This window comes from Bacillus sp. FSL R5-0709 (assembly GCF_038004785.1).
Classification (GTDB): domain Bacteria; phylum Bacillota; class Bacilli; order Bacillales; family Bacillaceae_G; genus Bacillus_A; species Bacillus_A mycoides.
Map to the genome: position 1 here is coordinate 1655746 of NZ_JBBORT010000001.1, position 21103 is coordinate 1676848.

Consider the following 21103-nt stretch of genomic DNA (forward strand, 5'->3'; position numbering starts at 1 on the left):
AGATAAGAGTAATTTGGTTTGTTAAAAATATGTGTATAAGGAGATACGTGATGAACTGGGTTACTCATAAACCATCGTTTGAATTTGAAAATTTTAGTCCTATTATTCGGTCACAATCTGCGTGGAGTGGGCATTTAGATTTCGCATATGATTTAGTAAGATTTGAAGAACCAGCAACTTTAGTTGAGTTAGGTACGCATTTAGGTGCTTCCTTTTTTAGTTTTTGCCAGGGGGTAAAAGATGGTGGGTTAGCCACAAAATGTTTTGCTGTAGATACTTGGGCTGGAGATGGGCATACAGGTCCATATGGAGAAGGGGTTTTTCAAATAGTAGAAAAAGTGGTGAGGGATAACTACCTGAATATAGGGAATTTAATTCGGTCTACTTTTGATGATGCTCTGGATGAGTTTCAAGATGAAACGATAAATCTTTTGCATATTGATGGCTATCATACGTATGAAGCTGTTTCTCATGATTATAAAACATGGTTACCTAAAGTTGCGAAAAACGGTATTGTATTATTTCATGATATTGAAGTTAAAAACGGTGATTTCGGTGTGTATAAGTTTTGGGATGAGGTCAAGGTGAAATACCCTCATTTTCAGTTTGGGCATTCATATGGACTCGGAGTTTTATTTCCGAAAGGTTGTAGCGATAAGTTTTCGGAAATACTTAAAAATAAAGAAGAGATACAAAATATGTATAAATAAAAGAGGCGCATGCATCGATTAAATGATGTGTGCTCTTTTTTTATGTGGAAATATATTATTACATATGAGGTGAAAGCGGTAGTAAAAAGTTTTGTTGAGGCAAATATTAAAAAGGTTATTATGGGTTAATAATTAGTGGGGATGGATAAAACCCTCATTGATTAAAGTTTTATTTCATTAGGTGTTTTTATCTAAATAAATAAAAATACAACATTTTTTATATTTTTCATTGCGAAAAGCGCAATCTACTTTTACAATAGAAAGGGTTGTGAATATATTATACTGAAAAAATAAATCGAAATAATATGAAAATTTTGTTTTGTCTTCGCTAATTGTATACTACATACACGTAAGACTACATACATCATGTTATCGACTTGTAAGGAGAGAAAAAAATGAAAAGTGTAAGATTACCATCGATGCTAGAAATTATTATTCTTTTATGCCTATTTCTTGCTGTCGTCTTTTCCTTCCAAACGATTTTTGATCTCCCAATTCAATTAGCGCTATTTATTTCATGGTTTTTAGTTATTGCGCTTGGATTAAGATTAGGATTTCGTTATCAAGAATTGCAAGATGCAATTACGAAAGGGATTTCTAATGGATTAGAAGCAATTCTTATTTTAGTTGCAGTTGGGGCTTTAATTGGAACGTGGATTGCTGGTGGGGTTGTACCTACATTAATTTATTATGGATTAGAATTCATTCACCCTAGCATATTCTTATTGGCAACTTTAATTATTTGTTCAATCACTTCTATCGCGACAGGAACATCATGGGGAACAGTTGGAACTGCAGGTATTGCTATGATGGCGATAGGTGAAGGGCTTGGATTACCACTTCCGCTTGTTGCGGGTGCAGTCCTTTCAGGAGCTTATTTCGGAGACAAATTATCACCACTTTCTGATAGCACAGTTCTTGCAGCTTCTATGGCGAAAGTAGATGTTATCGCTCACGTTCGAGCTATGCTCGTATTAGACGTTCCAGCTTATATTATTACCAGCATTATGTTTACTGTTGCTGGATGGATGTATGGCGGGGATAATGTAGATTTAAATAGAGTTGAGTTTTTAAAAGAATCTTTATTAAAGCACTTTGATATTAAAATATGGATGCTTGTTCCAGCGGTAATTGTTATTGTGCTATTGGCGATGAAGAAACCATCTATGCCAACAATTGCTATGGGAGCTTTAATTGGTGCAATTTGGGCAACACTTTTCCAAGGAATGAACTTTGGAGAGGCAATTGGAACAGCATATAACGGATTCTCAATTCAATCTGGTGTCGAGTTTGTCGATAAGTTATTAAACCGTGGTGGAATTAATGGTATGCTTGGTTCAGTAGCTGTTATTATTTTCGGATTAGGTTTTGGTGGATTACTTGAAAAGTTAGGTGTTCTAAAGGTAATCGTATCGAAATTTGAGAAGAAATTAAATTCTGCAGGTAATGTAACATTGTCTACATTAATCGTTGCATTTTTAGCTAACATATTTGGTTGTGCGATGTACGTATCACTTATTTTAACACCAAAAATTATGGAAGATAGCTATGATAAATTAAAAATAGATCGCCGCGTATTAGCACGTAACTCAGAAGTAGGTGGAACTTTGACTTCTGGTATGGTTCCATGGTCTGATAATGGTATTTTTATGGCTGGTATTTTAGGTGTATCAACATTATCATACGTTCCATTTATGTGGCTAAGCTTCGTATCACTCATTTTAGCAGTTATTTATGGATATACAGGCAAGTTCATTTGGTATGTAGATGATGCGGATAAAGGAAAGCAAGCATCATAAAAAAATTACCTTCTGCGGTGGCGGAAGGTAATTTTTTTTATATGTATTAATGAGAATTCTTATCATTTGATAGAAAGTCTGTTAAAATAAAAGATGTAGGTATTTTATTTTCAAGGGGATGAAAAAATGGAGTACAGAATTGAAAGAGATACATTAGGAGAAATGAAAGTTCCAGCTGATAAATTATGGGCAGCACAAACGCAGCGTAGTAAGGAAAATTTTCCGATTGGAACAGAGCATATGCCGCTTGAAATTGTAAAAGCATTTGCGATTTTAAAGAAGAGTGCAGCGCTTAGTAATCAAAAATTAGGAAAGCTATCAGAAGAGAAGACGCAAGCAATTGTGGAAGCTGCTGATGAAGTTATCGCAGAAAAATGGAATGAACATTTTCCACTTGTCGTATGGCAAACGGGTAGTGGTACACAATCGAATATGAATGTAAATGAAGTAATTGCAAACCGCGGTAATCAAATTTTGAAAGAAAAGGGATCTGACGTACATATTCATCCGAATGATGACGTGAACATGTCTCAAAGTTCAAATGATACGTTCCCAACAGCACTTCATGTAGCGTGTGTAATTGCGGTAGAAAACCATGTATTGCCAGCTATTACGAAATTAAAAGAAACATTAGCAGAAAAAGTAACTGCATTTGAACATATTATTAAAATCGGTCGTACGCATTTACAAGATGCAACACCTTTAACGTTAGGACAAGAAATTAGCGGATGGCACCGTATGCTTGAAAAAACAGAGCGTATGATTGCAGATAGCAATACATATATGAAAGAATTAGCAATTGGTGGTACTGCGGTTGGAACTGGAATTAATGCGCACCCTAAATTTGGTGAGATGGTAGCAGAAGAAATTAGTCTGTTTACAGGTAAACAATTTGTTTCTGCACCAAATAAATTCCATGCGTTAACGAGCCATGATGAAGTTGTATTTGCACATGGAGCATTAAAAGCATTAGCTGCTGATTTAATGAAGATAGCTAACGATGTGCGCTGGCTTGCAAGTGGTCCACGAAGTGGTCTTGGGGAAATTATTATCCCTGCAAATGAACCAGGAAGCTCTATTATGCCAGGTAAAGTAAATCCAACGCAAAGTGAAGCATTAACAATGGTTGTAGCACAAGTTATGGGGAATGACACAACAATCGGATTTGCTGCGAGCCAAGGTAATTTTGAGCTAAACGTATTCAAACCAGTTATTGCTTACAACTTCCTGCAATCTGCTCACTTATTAGCTGATGCAACCGTTTCGTTTAATGATAAATGTGCAGTTGGTATTGAAGCAGATGAAGAAGTAATTAATGAAAATGTAAATCGTTCATTAATGCTTGTAACAGCGCTAAACCCACATATCGGGTATGAAAATGCCGCGAAAATTGCAAAGCATGCCCATAAAGAAGGGTTAACTTTAAAAGAAGCAGCATTGCAATCTGGACTACTAACAGAAGAGCAATTTGATGAGATTGTAGATCCGAAAAAAATGATTGCTCCGAAAGAGTAATAGAAAAAGCCAAGGTTCTTAGTTTAGAATCTTGGCTTTTTTATCCCGCTATTTGCCGGGCAGTAAAACTCCTACCTCAAAATTCGGCTGAAGCAAAGAAGTTAGGTGGGAGCCCTGCTGCCCATAAACGCCCGATTGGTGAAGGCTAATAATCAGTGGGGGATGAACAAAACCTCCACTGATTAAAGTTTCACTTTATCGCATATTAATTTTTAATTCCTTGCGGAAAAGTAAATACACATAAAGGGTCATATTTTTTACTGATTTTTCTTAATTTGTTGGCATGTGTCCCGTAATAAGCGTTCATATAATCTTTCAAATCGCTGTATGGGAAATTGATGAATGAGCCTTCTGTTATAGATTCTATATAGTCAAATCGGCTTTCTAACCATTGGGAATTATCCTTTTTAACAATCGGATCTTCCCATATAGTTTGGATTCCTAGAATATAATGTGCATCGCGGTAATAAAAAGCGCTCGCATCTTTACCTACATCTTGAATTTTTCCTCCAAGGGGGTAGAGACTTATAGCTGCAAAAATACTACCGGAAGCTCTATCTTCAATAAGACTAATAATTTTTTCGATTTCTTCCTCGTTATATTGTTTATGAACGAACCGGCCTATAGATTTAAATTGTTCAGACGAGGGATATGAAGATTCTACAATGGCCATTGCTTCAAGAAAACTGATATATTGTAAATTCATCTTCACCCCGTTTATATTGAGTAAATCTTGTAGAATGAACGCTGCATCTTCTGGGGTACCGTAATATAAACCTCGTCCATATATTGCAAGTCCTTCCACAGCAGAGTTGTATATGCTCGCACCGATTGTCATCTTACTATTTAAATTTACTAGCCAGCTTTGCCATGTGTGAAGAAATTCCTTTTGGATGTCTACTGAAGCGTTAGGCCAATATAGTTCAACGAAAGTAACTTTATCAACTATTGGAGGGAGCTTAAAAGTTAGCGAAACAACGATGCCAAAATTTCCGCCACCTGCCCCGCGACAAGCCCAAAATAAGTCTTTATGGCAAGTTTCATTAGCTGTAATTACTTTACCTTTATAGTCAATTAATTCTAACTCTATTAAATTGTCACAACCAAGGCCGAAATACCTACTAGAATAGCCCCAACCGCCACCTAAAGTGTATCCACTTACTCCAACAGTTGGACAAGTTCCTCCTGGAAATGGATAACCTTTTGAAGAGATAAAGTCATAGATTTGTTTATTTTGAGCACCACCTTGAATGACTAATGTATTTTTATGTTCATTAAGCTGCATACAGTTCATTTTACTTATATCAATTACGAGGACATTGTTTCCGACAGAATATCCTTCGTAATGGTGTCCACCAGAACGAATGCGAATAGCAATTTCATTTTTTCTCGCCCAAATAATCGCATTACTAACATCCCATTTCGTAAAACAATAAATGATAGCTAAAGGAAACTTTTGAATAGCCCGATTCCATTCTTGTCTAGCTTCTTCGTACTCACAATCATATCTTGTAATAATTTCACCTGTTAATCCTTCATAACTTAACTCATACATAATAAGCACCTTTCATTCATTTTGTGTAGTAGTTTGTTTTTCTAGAAATAGTGTATGTTCGTATCGTTTGTTTGTGATGAAGGCGTAGTATCTTTATGTAATAAAAAATAGACTAACTATTGGGGAGTTAGCCTGAGGGGAGAATAAATATGTAAACGGCGGTTTTACTTGGGGAGGATATTCAATTCTTATATAGTTATCCTAATAGCATTGAACTGTCTCAAACAAAATTATTCATTTGAGGTGCTATTGATTATTTTCACATTTGGCCAGTTTTCTTTTAAGAGTGAAATGAATTTCTCCTCTTCTTGTGGTACGAAAGATGTTACTGAGTCGAATAAATTATAATGAACTTCTATTTGTTGTCTTGTCCAATTTTCTGAACGAAGCTTTTTACCAGAGTATTTAATGTGGCGTATATTTTCAAATGGAATTTCAGTACGGAGTATGAAACCATGTTTAACAATAAGGGCAGATTCCGTTATTTTGTAATGAGAAAAATAGAAAGAAGAGAGATTCACGATATTTAAGAGCATCATGAGAGTGAAAAAAATAGAATTCTCATTTTGAAAGAATAGAGAAATAAAAAAAACGACTAAAAACAATGAGATTAAAATGATATGAAATGGATTTTTTTTCGCTTTAAATTTCAAGTAAATCACCTCGGTATACCAGTCATTAAAATAATTAAATCACAATATTGTAATGAAACGTAAAAATATGCAACATTACATATTCTTACGTTTCATTATTCGTGTAAACTTTTTTTGATGGGGTAAATTTGAATGGAGTTTTCAAAAGTGGAGTTGCATAAAATGATTTGCAGAAAAAGTATTAAAGTAATAGTCATAATTAGTTGTATGATGATTAGTGGTTGTTCAAATAGATTCGTTGAGGATGGAAATCGAAAACATGTATTTGTAAAAGCAAGTAAAGTTTTAGTAGAGGTTGTTTATAAAATATATAAAAGGTAAAAGGTGTTTTCGTATATGGAAACACCTTTTTTGTAGTTAAAATTGAATGCTGAAGTTTTGGAATGTGTGAATGCCGGTTCCATGTTGAATTAGGTTTGTAGCACTTAAATATTGAACAGCATATTTCACATCTTAATAATAAGTGGTTTCTAAAAACACATTCGCTGTTTGTTGGGATAAGTCCTTTTTATAATGTATAAATAGATATTTTTATAAAAGTTTGTAAAATAGGTAAACGAAATATTGAATTGTTTGCTTTTGGTATGGTAAGATGATGGAGTGGTAATAAACGGTATCGTAATTTGTTTATGGTTTTAATAAACCCTTTGGAGGAATGTTTAGTATGAGTGATATTTCAGAGAAGTTTTGGGATGCGTCGATAGAGGAATTGAAGAAAGGGTATGTATTTGACGAGGAAGCAGAGGAGTATGTTTGTTTAGCTTGTGGAGAAACGTTTATTAAAGGGGTTATTTATCAAGAAAATCAAGTTTTGTATGAAGCAGAGAAGTTTGTACAGTTGCATATTCAAAATGAGCATACATCTATGTTTGAATATTTATTAAATCTTGATAAAAAGTTTACAGGCTTAACTGATTTGCAAAAGAAAATGGTTCAGTTTTTCCATATGGGACTTAACGATAAAGAGATTGTAAAAGAAATGGATGGCGGGAGCACATCGACGATTCGCAATCATCGATTTACATTGCGCGAGAAAATGAAGCAAGCGAAAGTATTTTTAGCGTTAATGGAATTGTCAGAAGAAAAATCAAAAGTTCAAACTAAATTTGTACCGATTCATAGAACAGCTACGATGGTGGATGATAGATACAATATTACAGAGGAAGAAAATGCTGAAGTTTTAACAGTGCATTTTACAGAAGGTTTGGATGGACCGCTTTCTAAATTTCCAAAAAAGCAAAAGCGTAAATTGATTATATTACGTCATTTAGTGAAGAAATTCGATAGTAATAAAAAGTATACTGAAAAAGAAGTGAATACAATTTTAGAAAATATATATCCGGATTTTGTAACTTTGAGAAGATATTTAATCGAATATGGTTTTTTAGATAGAACAGCTGATGGAAGCCAATATTGGGTGAAGTTATAAGAATGAAGAGAAGAAAATGAATAGATGCACATAATAAAAACAACTATACAAAGAGATAGAGGATTACAGATATGAAAAATATGTTAAAGTTCTATGATGAATTTGAAAATAGTGAGTGGAAGAGGCAATTACTTTGACGAGCAAACAGTATAGAAATGGTTGGAGTAATTACAACTATTTGAGCACGGATTTAACTGTGCAGATTTTAAATAAAAGGAGAAATGAAATTTGAAACCACCTACAGATAACAATAAAGAAGGTGTAGAGTCACAGAAGTCAGAAACAGAACATAAGCCGATATGGAAATCGATGTCCATGTTTTTAGTGCCGTTACTTTTAAGTAATGTATTACAATCAGTTGGACAGTTATTTGGAATGGTAGTAGTAGGAAGATGGCTAGGCGTAAATGATCTAGCAGCTATATCGGCATTTTTCCCGTTATTTTTCCTACTCGTTTCATTTGTAATTGGAATTGGTTCCGGTAGTTCAATTTTAATTGGTCAGGCATTTGGTGCTAAAAATGAGGAGCGCTTAAAAGCTATCGTTGGTACGACGCTTACGTTTACTTTTATTATCGGAGTCGTGTTGGCGATAATAGGTAGTATTTTTGCGATGGATATTATGCGTCTTATGGGAACGCCAGAAAATATTATTGAAATAAGTGTGCATTACGCAAGAATTTTATTTATATCTATGCCAGTGTTATTCTTATATTTTGCATATACAACATTTATGAGAGGTACAGGAGATTCAAAAACGCCATTTTACTTTTTAATCGTAAGTACAGCGCTAAATATGATTTTATTACCAATTCTTATTTTTGGCTGGTTAGGAGCTCCGAAATTAGATGTTTACGGAGCAGCCTATGCTTCAGTTATATCTACAGTTATTACGTTTATTGTCATGCTAGTGTATTTAAAGAAGAAAAATCATCCACTACAATTAGACGGGACAGTAAGAAAATATCTTCGTATGGACTGGGAGTTATTAAAATTATTGTTACGCCTCGGTATTCCAGCGAGTATTAATATGATATTAGTTTCATTATCAGAGATCGCGGTAATCGCATTTGTAAATCGGTACGGTTCAGATGCAACAGCGGCGTATGGTGTTGTGAACCAAGTTGCAAGTTATGTACAAATGCCAGCGGTTAGCCTCGGCATTACCGTATCAATTTTTGCAGCGCAATCAATTGGTGCGAACCAATTTGATCGATTACAGAAAGTTGTTAAGGCCGGAATTATTATGAATTATATCATTGGTGGTGTATTAATATCTCTTATTTACTTGTTCTCAAGAGATATTTTAGCACTATTTTTAACAAGTCAAAATACAATTGACATTGCTCATAGTCTAATCATGATTACATTATGGAGCTACTTAATTTTCGGTCATGCACAAATTATTAGTGCGACAATGCGAGCAAGTGGTACTGTACTATGGCCAACTGTAATCAGTGTTGTATCAATTTGGCTTGTTGAAGTACCTGTGGCGTATTATCTTTCTTACCATACGAGCCTTGGAATAGAAGGGATATGGATTGGGTATCCAGCTGCATTCATTGTCAGCTTAATATTACAGTATGCATATTATAAGCTTTCATGGCAGAAGAAACGAATTACACGATTAGTGAGTTAAAAGATGAAAATGTCCCTAAGTCATTATACTTAGGGACATTTTTTTATGAATGCTTATAAATAACTTTTTAAAGTTATGTCAAAATGTTGTCTAATGAGTTCTCCATTATTCATATAAAACTCCCAAGCTGTATCTGGCTCACCGATAATTTCAAATGAACCTTCTGTAATATATAAAGCGCAATTATCTTCTAATGCAATACCTTCTATATTACCTTGGTGAGTTTGTAAAAACGTATGGAAGGCATTCATTCTATTTAATTGATTGTAATGGGGACAAAATCTTTTGTTAACAATACCCCAGCCACTACTTTCTATATAACCGGAACCTTCATAATCTGAACGAATGCTAGATGTGAACCAGCACATAGCACCGGCACTATATCCTGCAATAAGTGTTCCACGTTTTAAAGCAAATAGTAACTTTTCATCTAGTTTATGTTCTTTCCATTGTTCAAGCATGTGAACGTAATTTCCACCGCCAAGGTAAATTAAATCGGCAGAATGAATCATCTCATCTATTTCATATTTAGTAGGTGTTTCGGTTGAAATGCGTAAAATTTGAACCTCACAATGTAATTGCTTTTCAAATGTTGCTAAAAATAACTTTATATATCCTTCATCATCACGACTAGCTGTAGGAATGAATAATACTTTTGGGTATTGTTTATTCGTTAATTCTATAAGTCGTTCATTAATATGCAAGTGATTTGGATCTTGTAAATCACCGCCACCAATGACTGCTAATTTCATAGTAAAGCACCACCTAATAATATTTGTTATGTAAAAATTCGATAGTGGGGAGTTACATTCCTTCTGTGATTTAATGAATAAGGGGAAATAAAGTGAACAATATATTGAAATAGCATAAGGAGTCGATAGCTGTGGATAGAAAGGAATTAGAAGCAGTTTAGCCCGCTATTTGCGGGCAGTAAACTCCCGTCTCAAAATTCGATTGGAGCAAAGCAGTTAGGCGGGAGCCCTGCTGCCCGTAAACGCCCGATTGGTGTGGGCTAATAATCAATGGGGGATGAACACCCCCCATTGATTAAAGTTTCACTTTATTGATATATAATACTGGAAAATATTGTTTCAAAATATGGGAACAATATGTTTAAATGAATATAACGACGTACTAATGAATGTTGAAAGAGTATTTATATTTAAAAAGTACAGGGAATACCAAAAGTTTTACAAAAGTGTTTTTTACTTTTTATAGGAACTTATTTTATAATATAGTTAAATTATATTAATATATTTATTAGCGTAGACTAAAAAGAGGGAGCGTGAAAGAGTGGATTTTCGATTTGAGTTCGCAGCGAAGGTGAAAGAATATTTAGATGATGAAAAAGATGAAAAAATAATAAAAGATGGACACAGAGATATAATTTATAAATATTTATATCCGTTAGAGAGTGAAATTGGGATTTTTAAAAACCCTAACTTTACTTTTTTTGCATCAGGAAGACGTTCACATATAGTATTAGAAAATATTGAATTTAAAACAGCAGTAAACGTAGAAAGTAATATAATTGAAATTACAAAAATAGTGGATAATGTGGTGATTCCATTAGATACTATCGTAGCTAAAGATCGGGAATTATTTGCACTTGGGCGTAATGAGAAATTTAGTGTGCAAATATTAGAATATTATCTCTATGATACATTTGGAGAGAAGTTAGGTTTACAATGAATCGAACGTGGTACAGATAACTAATTAGTGGAGATTAGGATTCATTTAAGTATCAGTTAATATCATTTATGTTTGACCTTCTATATATTTTATACTACAATCTGTAGTGTGAAAGGGGCCATACGATGTTTACTCAAAACTACAAGTTAAATGAGCAAGGGTTAAATCACTTTTTCGGACCGCTTGAAGCGAAAATAATGGAAATTGTTTGGGCTACTGAGGGTATTACCATTAAAGATGTGCAACAGAGATTAAGTGAAGAATCCCCGGTGAATTTTAATACTGTAATGACAGTTATGAACAGATTAGTAGAGAAAGCACATTTAGAAAAGCATATTGTGAAAAGAAGTGGTATGTATCGTACTACACAAACGAAGGAAGAATTTTTATCTAATCAAACGAAGAAAATGACACAGGAATTAATGGGTGAATTTGGAGATCTTGTTGTGAACCATATGATAGATGAGTTAGAACAAGCTGATCCATCTTTAATAAAAAAATTAGAAGAGAAATTAAGTCGGCTAAAAAAAGAGGACCGATAAAATGAAGTGGCAAATGCGTAAAATCGTTTTGTTAGCAGTGACTATTAGTGTGCTTTTTTTAAGCATGTTAGTATACTACGTTACATACCCATTTCTTTTTCAAAATAAAGCATTTTTCCTTTCTCAATTTTGTTTATTTGAATTACAAAAACATATGAGGGAACTATCAATACTTCGTATAATGATAGCCGGATTACTGTTATTTACTGTAATCATTATGAGTAAAAGAATTTGGAAGCAATTTTTTTATAGTAAAAGATTGAAAAGAAATCTCGTGTCTATTACTAGAAAAGGAAAGCAAGTGTACGTATTATCAACGTTACAGATTACGGCATTTACAATTGGATTATTTCGACCGAAAATTGTCATTTCAGAAGGAATGTTTCAGGCATTTTCTGAGGAAGAAATTGATGCGATTGTATTACATGAGGAATATCATCAAAAAAATCGAGATCCATTAAAGTTATTTTTCTTTACATTGTTAGCTGAGGGAATGATGTATATTCCTATATTAAAAGGGATGTTGCAGCGTTATCATGTATATCAAGAGCTATCAGCAGATAAATATGCGATGCAAAAAATGAAATCTTCATTTGAGCTAGGTAGTGCATTATTAAAGTTAATTAAAATAAAGACGATGGAAAATCAATGTATTACAGCGTCGTTTGCGAAAACCGCAATTAATTTACGAATTGAGCAAGTGTTGAATGAGAAAGTTGTTAAGCTGAATATACCATTACATACAAATTCAGTATATGTAACGTTAGGGCTATTTTGTATGTCGATTGTACTTATTGTCGGAGAGTGCATATAGCCTCTTTTTTTAATAATTAACACTACGCATTGTAGTGTATTTAGGGGGAATAAAATGAATGCGGCGGATTTAACAATTTGGCTAGTAGTAGGGGCTGGGATACTTTCATTTATATCACCATGTTCTTTACCGCTATATCCATCTTATTTATCATATATTACAGGTGTGTCTATTCAAGATTTAAAAGAAAATCGTGGGATTATGCAAAAGTCAGCGATTATACATACAGTATTTTTTATGATCGGTTTCTCGGTTATATTTTATGCGTTAGGTTTATCGGTGAGTTGGATTGGGATTACTTTTTCATCTAATCAAAGATTGATTCAACAAATTGGTGGGGTTTTTATTGTTTTGATGGGGTTATTTATGACTGGATTGTTTCAGCCTAAGTGGCTTATGGCAGAGAAAAAAGTGCAGTATAGAAGTAAATCGACAGGATATATTCGCTCAGTTTTGGTCGGCATGACATATGCAGCAGGATGGACACCGTGTGTTGGTCCGATATTTTCTGCAGTGCTTATGCTCGGGGCGACCAATCCGGAAAGTGCGCTTCTTTATATTACGGCATATACTCTTGGCTTTGCAGTTCCGTTTTTCGTGATGGCATTTTTTATTGGAAAGGTAAAATGGATTGTTACTTATGCCAATGTCATGATGAAAATCGGCGGTGGAATGATGATTTTAACAGGGGTTTTATTATACACAAATCAAATGACGAAAATTACAGCGTTCTTTATTCGTCTATTCGGCGGATTTACGGGATTTTAGAAATGAGGAGGAAGAAAAGTGAAGAAACTAATTGCTATTATACTAGCTGGGGCACTAATTTGGGCCGGAGTTAACTTTTATAATACTAAGAAAGAAGAAAAAGAAAGAAAAGCGAAACAAGCGGAGTTACAAGAGAAGGAAGTATTACCACAAGTGGGATTTAAAGCGCCGAACATAACATTAAAAGGATTAGATGGGAAGCTTTATTCGTTAAATGATGCAAAGGGAAAACCATATGTTATTAATTTTTGGGCATCATGGTGTGGTCCATGTGAAATGGAGGCTCCTGATCTAGTTCGTTTGTATGATAAATATAAGGAGGATGTTGAAATCTTTGCGGTAAATGCAACAATCGGGGATCCAGTACAAGAAGCGAGCGCATTTGCAGATCGTCACGGATTTAAATTTCCTGTTCTATTAGATATGGACGGAGTAGCTGGAATAGATTATAAAGTATTTTCTTTACCAACGACATTTTTTGTTAATAAAGATGGAATTATTGTAGATCATGCACGAGGTGTATTACCTCCAGATCAATTAGAAGAGAAGTTTAAGAAAATAATTGAGAATTAAGAGGGGATTTCATAGTGATGGAGTGGATGGTGAGGTTACAACCCGTTTCTCTTATAATAGGAAGTTTATTTGGATTTACTCTAATGAAACTAAGGATGAAAAAGCAAAATATTCAATATGAAAAAATGATGGATGCAGTAACGAATGGCTTTCTTATCATTGTATTAGTATGGAAATTCGCACCGGCAATTTTAAATCCGGTATGGGCCATTGGGGCGCCAATGCCAGCATTATTAGCTGTAGGAAGTATTCAGCATATTATAGTAGGGTGCGTAATTGCGAGTATATATATTGTTTGGAAAAGTAAAAAAGAGCAATTTTCTCTTCGGATTTTACTTGATACATTACCTTTTGGATTTTGCGTGAGTATAATCTTTTATTTTATATTCCATCAAGAAGTAGGTGCACAAACGACACTGCCGTGGGGGATGAAAATATATGAATCAAAATTTTTGTATCATCCTATTTTCATGTATGAGATTATACTCGCACTCGGTATAATTGGCTCGTTATGGATTAAAAATGAAAGATTAGGAAATGGAAAGAATATAAGCTTTTTTCTAATTTGCGAGGGAATTGCTCATATCATTATTTCACTTATTAGTGAACAAAATTCGGTTTTAGTTGGTCTTTCAATACAGCAAATACTCAGTTTTTGTGTTATTAGTCTAGGGATTTTGTTCGTACCAAAAAAATAAAAGTAGCCATGCACGGAGAGCATCTATGCATGGCTATTTTTGTATCATCATATGAATTAAAAAATCGGCGGAGTAACAGAAAATAAAACAATCGCATTTTTCTCGAATTGATTTACCCATTTATGTTTTAAATAAGCTGGTATTTTTACGCTATCACCAGTTTCTAATGTGTATTCTTCTTCATTTAAGTGCAATGTGATTTTTCCGTCTAATACAAATGCTAATTCTTCACCTTTATGTTCTAGAACATTTTCTGATGAAGCAGTATTCGGTGGGATAGTCATAATTGCTGTTGCTAAATTTCCTGTGAAATCAGGTGATAACAATTCATATGATAAATTATCGATAATCATTTTTTTTCTTTTATGAGAACGTACAATTAAATCGTCTGTATTATTTTCTTCAAGTAAAAAACTAAATGTTGGAACATCAAGAGCTTTTGCAAGTACCTTTAATGTTTGAATAGAAGGGTTAGCAGAACCACGTTCAATTTGACTAAGCATTGATGGTGTGATTTCGGCCATCTTTGCTAATTCTTTACTAGTTAATCCTTTTTCTTTTCTTTGTTTTTCAATCTTTTTACCAATATCTATATTTTCCATAATAAATGCTCCTTAATAATTATTAAATTATATTTAAATAAATTAAATTTAAATTAACTAAAATGAATTATTTATGTTAAACTATATTAAAATTAATTTAATTATAATTTATTATATGGCTATCTACAAGGATATGAGGAGGAAGAGGAATGAAGGAGATAGAGGCATTAAAAGAGCAATATCCACTAGTAAATAACTTAATCGCAACAGAAGAAGTATTTTGGATAAACCCGAATATGGAAAAGTATGAAACAGCAATAAAAAATTCGCCACTTAATGAAGAACATGTAAAAGACGCGGAAGAGAGATTAAAGCGTTTTGCACCATATATTGCGAAAGTATTTCCTGAAACGAAGGAAACAGGCGGTATTATAGAATCACCTTTAGTGAAAATACCTTCTATGAAACAATCTTTAGAGAAAAGTTATGGGCAACCTATTTTAGGGGGATTACTATTAAAATGTGATAGCGGGCTTCCGATATCAGGATCAATAAAAGCTAGAGGCGGAATATACGAAGTGCTGAAACATGCAGAGCAACTGGCACTTCAGTATGGAATGTTAACAGGGAAAGATGATTATTCAATTTTAGATAGTGATAGATTTAGAGGTTTTTTTGCGAAGTATTCAATTGCAGTAGGTTCTACTGGCAATTTAGGGCTTAGCATCGGTATTATGAGTGCGAAATTAGGTTTTAATGTGACTGTTCATATGTCGGCAGACGCAAAAGAATGGAAAAAAGATTTATTAAGAAGTAAAGGTGTAAACGTTATTGAATATGAAGCTGATTATAGTAAAGCAGTAGAAGAAGGAAGACTGCAAGCAGATGCAGATCCTAGCTGTTATTTTGTTGATGATGAAAACTCACATGATTTATTTTTAGGATACGCAGTAGCAGCATCACGTTTACAAAAACAATTAGAAGAGTTAGAAATTGTAGTAGATGAAGAGCACCCTTTATTCGTTTATCTTCCGTGCGGGGTAGGTGGCGGGCCTGGCGGAGTAGCATTTGGTTTAAAGTTATTGTACAAAGACAATGTGCACTGTTTCTTTGCGGAGCCTACGCACTCTCCGTGTATGTTACTCGGTTTAATGACAGGGCTTCACGATAAAATTGCCGTTCAAGATATCGGGATTGACAATGTAACTGATGCGGATGGGCTTGCAGTAGGAAGACCATCTGGATTTGTCGGTAAAACGATGGAACCATTTTTGAGTGGAAATTATACAGTAAGTGATGAAGAGTTATATAGATTATTAAAAGAACTGGCTGATACTGAAAATATTTATTTAGAGCCTTCTGCATTAGCGGGTATGATAGGGCCGTTGAATGTATGTAAAGCTGAAAATGAGTATTTACAAAAACAACAGTTAACAGAGAAGGTGAAGAAAGGTACTCATATTGTGTGGGGAACTGGTGGGAGTATGGTTCCGGAAGACGTGATGAATGGGTATTATAAGAAAGGTTTGGAATTAACGTGTAAATAAAAATGAGGCTATTTACAGCCTCATTTTTTTCATGTACATAAAATTCTTTGTTATTTTCGCACTAGTTCTTTATAGTATAGATATAAAGGATTGCTAATATCGAATAAAAATAACAAAAAGCTTTATTTTACATAATAAGAGGATGTGTATACGATGTCATTACAGACTAAATATATAGCGGGTATTTCGCTTGGGGTTATGGGCGTAGGTTTTGCGGCTTCCATCCCTTTTCAAGGAACGGTAGCTGGGGAGATTATTCAAGGGGGATTTGAAGCTGGGTTAGTTGGTGGACTTGCAGATTGGTTTGCGGTTACAGCTTTATTCCGTCATCCGTTGGGAATTCCAATTCCACATACAGCATTATTACCTAAAAATCGGAAACGGGTAACAAAGGGTCTCGTTTCTACGTTAGAAAATGAATGGCTGACGAAAGAAAGTATTACAAGTAAAGTAAAAGAAATGCAGCTAGCACAAATGGTACTGCAAATTGCTGAGAAAGAGTTACAGTCTGACGCTGTGAAAAAAGGAATTGTAACAATTGCTGAGAAAGCGATTCTTCAAATAGATACAGAAAAATTAGCAGTTATTATTGAAAAAGAATTAAAAACGTATTTGCATACAATTAACACAAGTAACATATTACAAGTTCTCGTGGATCAATTAGTAGTGCAAGAATATGATGAAAAAACACTTGATTACATATTAGTAAAAGTGAAAGATTGGACGGCTCAAGATGAAGCACGTTATCAGCTCGGAAGCTTAGGTATGAAGGCGATGGAAAACATAAAAGTAGATGGATTCCTGCAGTTTACTTTGAAATCATTTATGAATATTGTAGATGAAGATAAAATCGGCGGCATTTTGCAGAAGTTTATCATTAGTAATATTAACAGCTTACAAGATGCAGATAATAGCACAAGACAACTTATATTAGCGAAAATTCGTCAAGAGATTATAAATGTAAAAGAAAATGAATCTTTATTACAGGAATTAGAGAAGTGGAAAGAAAAATGGATTGCAAATTGGGATGCTACAGACAAAATAAAAGAAATGCTAGAGCAAGTACAGAGTAGGGCAGTTACCTTTGTGAAGAATGAAGAATTTGCTGATAAATATGTTGTTCCATTCTTACAAACACAAATGAATAAAATAAAAGAAGACGAACTGACTGTTCAAAAAATAGAAGATTGGTTACAAAAACAAGTTGTTACTATTGTTGAAAAGAATCATTCGAAAATTGGAAAGCTTGTGCAAGAAAACCTTGATAAGTTAGATGATAAAACATTAATCGAAATGATTGAAAATAATGTCGGTAAAGATTTGCAGTGGATTCGTGTGAACGGGGCTGTTTGTGGTTTTATGATTGGATTAATTTTAGAAGGAATAAAAGCGATTATATGAGAAAAACCTTCCACAATTGTGGAAGGTTTCTTATTTTTCGATAACGCTCATATTTAAATTATAAGCTTTCTCAATATTTAATTTGTACGTTCCATTTCCTGTTTTTATCGAGTTTTTATACCAATGTTCTTGCCCATTTAATTCTGGATTTTCTTCTGAAGAATTATTTTCTTTTTTCGCTAAATCTTCTACTTGTTCCCAAGGTGTGTTTCCGTGAGTTTCTTTTTGATTTGTTACGGCTGTTAAAGAAACATCACTTTCTTTAGTTAAATGAACAGATACGTTTGAACTGTTTTGTACAAACCAATTATTTTGTAATTGACCTGGATAAAGAGATAGTTCGTTATTCGAAGCGCGGATCTCTACATTTTTATTTTGCGGAAGAACGAGTGTTTGTTTCACCTGTGGTGCGAAGTTAAAAAACGTATGCTGAACCGGTAATGGTTTTAACGTTATATACATCGTTTCTCCAGCCGTTTGAACTGAAAGGAAATCCTCTTGTTTTAAATTAGGTTTTTCATTTGCCTTTGTCGTCATTTCATATGTTCCAAAAAGATGAATTTGATTTGTATTATTTCCCTCTATCGTTAGAGGGTGATGCCCCGCATCCACTACGATTTTTTTGATAGATTCAGGTATATCAAGTTGTCCGTCTGGAATATTACTCGTTTGCCTAGTTGTGTTAATAGAATGACGAACTTCTTCTAGTAATCCAGTTGATAATAAACAGTAAAAAGCAATTCCAACGCTTCCTAAAACTCCAATAAAGAAAATACTAAAAATATCATATTTAATAAATGATTGTTCCTTCTTAGAAAATAGAAGGTATAGTAAAATTTCAGCGCCAAGTATAATAAGTAAAACAGGCCACCATGCTGTTAATGTATCCAATACTTGAGTGCCTTTCATAACTGAAAATAGTAAGAAACAACCTAATGTAATAATGGAAAGCCCCATTGAGAATGTTCCAACGCGCCATGTTCTCATTCGTTTGTACCACCTTTGTTTTCTTTATTTCCAAGTAACAGTTTAAAGCCGCCACCAATTAAAAGGAGAGCAACGATAGATGTTTGGAAATAGCGATAATATAGTTCGCTAAGATGAATATTAAATATAGTTACAAAATAATCATTCAAAATAGGAAGGACTGTTTGATCTAATAAATAATAACCACCGAGTGTAATTAAACCGATACCGATCCATCTTTGATGATTTATAAAATAGTCGATGATAGGTTCGTCATGTACGCGTTCTTTTCCGTATTTGGCTGTTTGCTGTAATGTGTCAAAAAAGCTATAAAACCAAATGATTGGTACTAAAAATAAAAACGCAGAGAGTCTTAATAAATCGAGTAAATAAATGGATAGTAAAAAGGCTGCCATAAGCTGAAGACCACGGCGTTGTAAGCCTAAATACATATGTCCTGCTCCAGGGAACATCGCTAAAATAGAAGCAAATGTTTTACTTTTCTTTCCTTGTTCTCGGTGCTCTTCAAAGTCTTCAAAAATAGTACGATCAACTAATTGCTCGCCACGTTCTTTTTTCTGTAGTTGCTGAACAACATCGAAGAAATTATAAATCCATAAAACAGGTAACGTAATAAGGAAGATAAGGAAACTTCCTTGAGATGTTAAGAGTGCAACGAATATAATCATACTTCCGATTCCTGTGCAAGCGACTAAAAATGTAAGTCCGCGTTGCATAAGTCCTAATTGAAAATGACCAAGCCCAGGAATGATTGATAGAAGAATGATATAAAATCGTTCACTTTCTTTAGAGGACTCTGTAAATTCTCCGGCTGCTTGTTTTTTCGATTGATTAATAATAGTGATAACTAAATCTAATAAATTGATCGCCCATAACACGACTAGTAAAAATAGAGAAAGAAAAGCAATATCACGCGCTCCTAATGCTATTGTACAAAATGCTGCAAAGATAAATAGAAATAAAGCCCCTCCGCTATATAAAATAAATCGTCCGAATTTCTTTAAATATAAATGTCCAAGCCCAGGAATTAGCCCTAATACAAGTGCTAAAAAGGGATTTTTATTCATGCTTTGAACCTCCGTCCTTTTTTGATGTGTCTACCGATTTGTTTACAATTTGTTGTGAGATAGAAGACTCGTTATGTTTTGAAGATTTCTCGAAATTTGATGTCGCTGTGAAAATATACTGGAATAAACCACTTACCATAAAAATAATTGTAGCCGCAGTCGCAATTATGTAGTGAATAATTGTGCGCTTTAGTGAGTTTGTTTTTATATTTTCATTAGGCTGTAACGTTTCAAAATTAATTTGCGTCATAACTTCGTTCGTAAATGAATCATCATTTATCATTGGAAGGTTTTCGTGTTGTTCATCAATACTTTCCATATAAAGTGCTAAACAATGATCACATTCATAAAGATGTTCTTCCATAGATTCACGTTCATTGTTTGATATAACATCTAATGTATAATTGCGCCAATCTTCTTTTGAATAATGCATCATAGAAACTCTTCCTCCTTCCAATGTTTTTTAATCCATTTTCTTGCCCGATACAGTTTCATTTCGACTGTTTTCACTTCAATATTTTCTTGCAAAGCAATTTCTTGATAACTTTTTTCTTCTAAGTAATGTGCGAGAACGACGTCACGGTAATTGTCGGGAAGTTCTCGCAGTTTTTGAGCAATGAGTAATTTTTGCTCTTTCGTCAATAATAAAGCCTCGATATTATGAGAGGCTTTTATATTTTCCGCAGTTTCTTTACATAAGGAGAGTTCTTCGTTTTCTCTAGCTTTTTTTCTCTTATAATCAATAGCGTGATTGGTGGCAATACGTGCCATCCACGTTTTTAATCCGCGAAATTGATAATTTTGGAGAGAGGCGTGAATTTTTACGAATACTTCTTGTGTAACATCTTTAGCATCTTCTTCATGTCTTAAAATGGAAAAGATAACTTGAAAAATATAATGACGATATGTTTGTACAAGGATACGAAAAGCATGTTCGCTTCCTTGCTGTGCTTTTGCAACTAATTGTTTTTCCTCAATCGGTCTCTCCCTCCTTTTTGACGCATTCTATTATATAGACGTAAGAAATGATAAGTCACCCTACACATGTTATAAAAAAAGAATAATATATTTTTAGCAGGAGGGCTATATGAAAAAGGTGTGAAAAAATGGTAAAGAGAAGTATATAATGAGCAAAGAGGAAATGCTACATGGAGAAAGGATGTGAATGTTAGT

Annotated in this window: 22 protein-coding genes; 14 read left to right on the top strand and 8 right to left on the bottom strand. The window is 33.9% G+C overall.

Going from position 1 to position 21103, the window contains the following annotated elements:
* Positions 1-50 precede the first annotated feature (50 nt).
* The 3 genes from MKX37_RS08595 to fumC all read left to right on the top strand — a co-directional run bounded on the left by MKX37_RS08595 (position 51) and on the right by fumC (position 4024).
* Positions 51-710, top strand: coding sequence for a class I SAM-dependent methyltransferase (locus tag MKX37_RS08595; RefSeq protein ID WP_002030981.1), 660 nt, complete (start codon positions 51-53; stop codon positions 708-710).
* A 395-nt stretch (positions 711-1105) separates the two neighbouring features.
* Positions 1106-2509: a Na+/H+ antiporter NhaC gene (gene nhaC, locus MKX37_RS08600; protein WP_002126686.1), complete on the top strand. Its 1404-nt coding sequence runs from the start codon at positions 1106-1108 to the stop codon at positions 2507-2509.
* A gap of 126 nt (positions 2510-2635) precedes the next feature.
* Positions 2636-4024 (top strand): class II fumarate hydratase, encoded by a 1389-nt coding sequence (gene fumC / locus MKX37_RS08605; protein ID WP_002035171.1) that lies wholly within the window; start codon positions 2636-2638, stop codon positions 4022-4024.
* Between the two features lie 205 nt (positions 4025-4229).
* On the opposite strand, the gene MKX37_RS08610 is transcribed toward fumC, so the two are convergent.
* Both MKX37_RS08610 and MKX37_RS08615 read right to left on the bottom strand, forming a co-directional pair.
* Positions 4230-5579 (bottom strand): FAD-dependent oxidoreductase, encoded by a 1350-nt coding sequence (locus MKX37_RS08610; RefSeq protein WP_033733870.1) that lies wholly within the window; start codon positions 5577-5579, stop codon positions 4230-4232.
* A 230-nt stretch (positions 5580-5809) separates the two neighbouring features.
* The gene (locus tag MKX37_RS08615) at positions 5810-6232 is read right to left on the bottom strand and encodes a PH domain-containing protein (RefSeq protein WP_002126689.1); all 423 of its coding nucleotides are present in this window, start codon (positions 6230-6232) and stop codon (positions 5810-5812) included.
* A 132-nt stretch (positions 6233-6364) separates the two neighbouring features.
* Between MKX37_RS08615 and MKX37_RS08620 the strand changes: the two genes are divergently transcribed.
* The 3 genes from MKX37_RS08620 to MKX37_RS08630 all read left to right on the top strand — a co-directional run bounded on the left by MKX37_RS08620 (position 6365) and on the right by MKX37_RS08630 (position 9299).
* On the top strand, positions 6365-6553 hold the full coding sequence (locus MKX37_RS08620; protein WP_012260704.1) for a hypothetical protein: 189 nt from the start codon (positions 6365-6367) through the stop codon (positions 6551-6553).
* Between the two features lie 343 nt (positions 6554-6896).
* Positions 6897-7661: a DUF2087 domain-containing protein gene (locus MKX37_RS08625; RefSeq protein ID WP_078421919.1), complete on the top strand. Its 765-nt coding sequence runs from the start codon at positions 6897-6899 to the stop codon at positions 7659-7661.
* Between the two features lie 228 nt (positions 7662-7889).
* Positions 7890-9299: an MATE family efflux transporter gene (locus MKX37_RS08630; protein WP_002086395.1), complete on the top strand. Its 1410-nt coding sequence runs from the start codon at positions 7890-7892 to the stop codon at positions 9297-9299.
* A gap of 53 nt (positions 9300-9352) precedes the next feature.
* On the opposite strand, the gene MKX37_RS08635 is transcribed toward MKX37_RS08630, so the two are convergent.
* Entirely contained in the window at positions 9353-10051 is a 699-nt protein-coding gene (locus MKX37_RS08635) for a peptidase E (protein WP_002031081.1), read from the bottom strand.
* A gap of 541 nt (positions 10052-10592) precedes the next feature.
* Between MKX37_RS08635 and MKX37_RS08640 the strand changes: the two genes are divergently transcribed.
* The 6 genes from MKX37_RS08640 (at position 10593) to MKX37_RS08665 (ending at position 14386) form a co-directional block, all read left to right on the top strand.
* On the top strand, positions 10593-10991 hold the full coding sequence (locus MKX37_RS08640) for a DUF3942 family protein (RefSeq protein WP_078178294.1): 399 nt from the start codon (positions 10593-10595) through the stop codon (positions 10989-10991).
* A gap of 125 nt (positions 10992-11116) precedes the next feature.
* Positions 11117-11533: a BlaI/MecI/CopY family transcriptional regulator gene (locus MKX37_RS08645; RefSeq protein ID WP_002031086.1), complete on the top strand. Its 417-nt coding sequence runs from the start codon at positions 11117-11119 to the stop codon at positions 11531-11533.
* Position 11534: 1 nt separating this feature from the next.
* Complete coding sequence (locus MKX37_RS08650) at positions 11535-12347, top strand: M56 family metallopeptidase (protein WP_002126694.1); 813 nt, start codon at positions 11535-11537, stop codon at positions 12345-12347.
* A gap of 54 nt (positions 12348-12401) precedes the next feature.
* Positions 12402-13115, top strand: a complete 714-nt coding sequence (gene ccdA, locus MKX37_RS08655; protein WP_002031088.1) for a cytochrome c-type biogenesis protein CcdA — start codon at positions 12402-12404, stop codon at positions 13113-13115.
* An 18-nt stretch (positions 13116-13133) separates the two neighbouring features.
* Complete coding sequence (locus MKX37_RS08660; protein ID WP_002031090.1) at positions 13134-13688, top strand: TlpA family protein disulfide reductase; 555 nt, start codon at positions 13134-13136, stop codon at positions 13686-13688.
* A 17-nt stretch (positions 13689-13705) separates the two neighbouring features.
* Positions 13706-14386, top strand: a complete 681-nt coding sequence (locus tag MKX37_RS08665; RefSeq protein WP_003188684.1) for a prolipoprotein diacylglyceryl transferase family protein — start codon at positions 13706-13708, stop codon at positions 14384-14386.
* A gap of 56 nt (positions 14387-14442) precedes the next feature.
* Here MKX37_RS08665 and MKX37_RS08670 read toward each other — a convergent pair whose 3' ends face one another.
* A complete protein-coding gene (locus tag MKX37_RS08670) occupies positions 14443-14988 on the bottom strand; it encodes a helix-turn-helix domain-containing protein (RefSeq protein ID WP_002012259.1) in 546 nt (181 codons plus the stop codon).
* Positions 14989-15137: 149 nt separating this feature from the next.
* Here MKX37_RS08670 and MKX37_RS08675 point away from each other — a divergent pair, with 149 nt between their 5' ends.
* Together MKX37_RS08675 and MKX37_RS08680 are read left to right on the top strand one after the other, a co-directional pair.
* Positions 15138-16475, top strand: a complete 1338-nt coding sequence (locus MKX37_RS08675; RefSeq protein ID WP_050000190.1) for a D-serine ammonia-lyase — start codon at positions 15138-15140, stop codon at positions 16473-16475.
* Positions 16476-16628: 153 nt separating this feature from the next.
* Positions 16629-17876 (top strand): DUF445 domain-containing protein, encoded by a 1248-nt coding sequence (locus MKX37_RS08680; protein WP_002086386.1) that lies wholly within the window; start codon positions 16629-16631, stop codon positions 17874-17876.
* Positions 17877-17906: 30 nt separating this feature from the next.
* Here the strand turns inward: MKX37_RS08680 and exsE are convergent, their stop codons facing one another.
* The 4 genes from exsE to MKX37_RS08700 are packed head-to-tail and all read right to left on the bottom strand — an operon-like array spanning position 17907 to position 20908.
* On the bottom strand, positions 17907-18863 hold the full coding sequence (gene exsE, locus MKX37_RS08685) for an exosporium protein ExsE (protein ID WP_002126702.1): 957 nt from the start codon (positions 18861-18863) through the stop codon (positions 17907-17909).
* Complete coding sequence (locus MKX37_RS08690) at positions 18860-19930, bottom strand: hypothetical protein (protein ID WP_002126704.1); 1071 nt, start codon at positions 19928-19930, stop codon at positions 18860-18862. The genes exsE and MKX37_RS08690 overlap by 4 nt, the downstream gene beginning before the upstream one ends.
* Positions 19923-20366 (bottom strand): hypothetical protein, encoded by a 444-nt coding sequence (locus MKX37_RS08695; protein ID WP_002126705.1) that lies wholly within the window; start codon positions 20364-20366, stop codon positions 19923-19925. Before MKX37_RS08695 ends, MKX37_RS08690 begins: the two co-directional genes overlap by 8 nt.
* Positions 20363-20908 (bottom strand): RNA polymerase sigma factor, encoded by a 546-nt coding sequence (locus MKX37_RS08700; RefSeq protein ID WP_309439211.1) that lies wholly within the window; start codon positions 20906-20908, stop codon positions 20363-20365. Before MKX37_RS08700 ends, MKX37_RS08695 begins: the two co-directional genes overlap by 4 nt.
* Positions 20909-21103 lie beyond the last annotated feature (195 nt).

What these genes read in the sequence shown, in the direction of transcription:
- MKX37_RS08670 (WP_002012259.1), bottom strand. Translation starts at nt 14,988, where the DNA reads ATGGAAAATATAGATATTGGTAAAAAGATTGAAAAACAAAGAAAAGAA.
- MKX37_RS08610 (WP_033733870.1), bottom strand. Translation starts at nt 5,579, where the DNA reads ATGTATGAGTTAAGTTATGAAGGATTAACAGGTGAAATTATTACAAGA.
- MKX37_RS08595 (WP_002030981.1), top strand. Translation starts at nt 51, where the DNA reads ATGAACTGGGTTACTCATAAACCATCGTTTGAATTTGAAAATTTTAGT.
- MKX37_RS08675 (WP_050000190.1), top strand. Translation starts at nt 15,138, where the DNA reads ATGAAGGAGATAGAGGCATTAAAAGAGCAATATCCACTAGTAAATAAC.
- MKX37_RS08645 (WP_002031086.1), top strand. Translation starts at nt 11,117, where the DNA reads ATGTTTACTCAAAACTACAAGTTAAATGAGCAAGGGTTAAATCACTTT.
- MKX37_RS08680 (WP_002086386.1), top strand. Translation starts at nt 16,629, where the DNA reads ATGTCATTACAGACTAAATATATAGCGGGTATTTCGCTTGGGGTTATG.
- exsE (WP_002126702.1), bottom strand. Translation starts at nt 18,863, where the DNA reads ATGAGAACATGGCGCGTTGGAACATTCTCAATGGGGCTTTCCATTATT.
- MKX37_RS08650 (WP_002126694.1), top strand. Translation starts at nt 11,535, where the DNA reads ATGAAGTGGCAAATGCGTAAAATCGTTTTGTTAGCAGTGACTATTAGT.
- MKX37_RS08620 (WP_012260704.1), top strand. Translation starts at nt 6,365, where the DNA reads ATGGAGTTTTCAAAAGTGGAGTTGCATAAAATGATTTGCAGAAAAAGT.
- MKX37_RS08625 (WP_078421919.1), top strand. Translation starts at nt 6,897, where the DNA reads ATGAGTGATATTTCAGAGAAGTTTTGGGATGCGTCGATAGAGGAATTG.
- nhaC (WP_002126686.1), top strand. Translation starts at nt 1,106, where the DNA reads ATGAAAAGTGTAAGATTACCATCGATGCTAGAAATTATTATTCTTTTA.
- MKX37_RS08665 (WP_003188684.1), top strand. Translation starts at nt 13,706, where the DNA reads ATGGAGTGGATGGTGAGGTTACAACCCGTTTCTCTTATAATAGGAAGT.
- ccdA (WP_002031088.1), top strand. Translation starts at nt 12,402, where the DNA reads ATGAATGCGGCGGATTTAACAATTTGGCTAGTAGTAGGGGCTGGGATA.
- MKX37_RS08690 (WP_002126704.1), bottom strand. Translation starts at nt 19,930, where the DNA reads ATGAATAAAAATCCCTTTTTAGCACTTGTATTAGGGCTAATTCCTGGG.
- fumC (WP_002035171.1), top strand. Translation starts at nt 2,636, where the DNA reads ATGGAGTACAGAATTGAAAGAGATACATTAGGAGAAATGAAAGTTCCA.
- MKX37_RS08695 (WP_002126705.1), bottom strand. Translation starts at nt 20,366, where the DNA reads ATGATGCATTATTCAAAAGAAGATTGGCGCAATTATACATTAGATGTT.
- MKX37_RS08635 (WP_002031081.1), bottom strand. Translation starts at nt 10,051, where the DNA reads ATGAAATTAGCAGTCATTGGTGGCGGTGATTTACAAGATCCAAATCAC.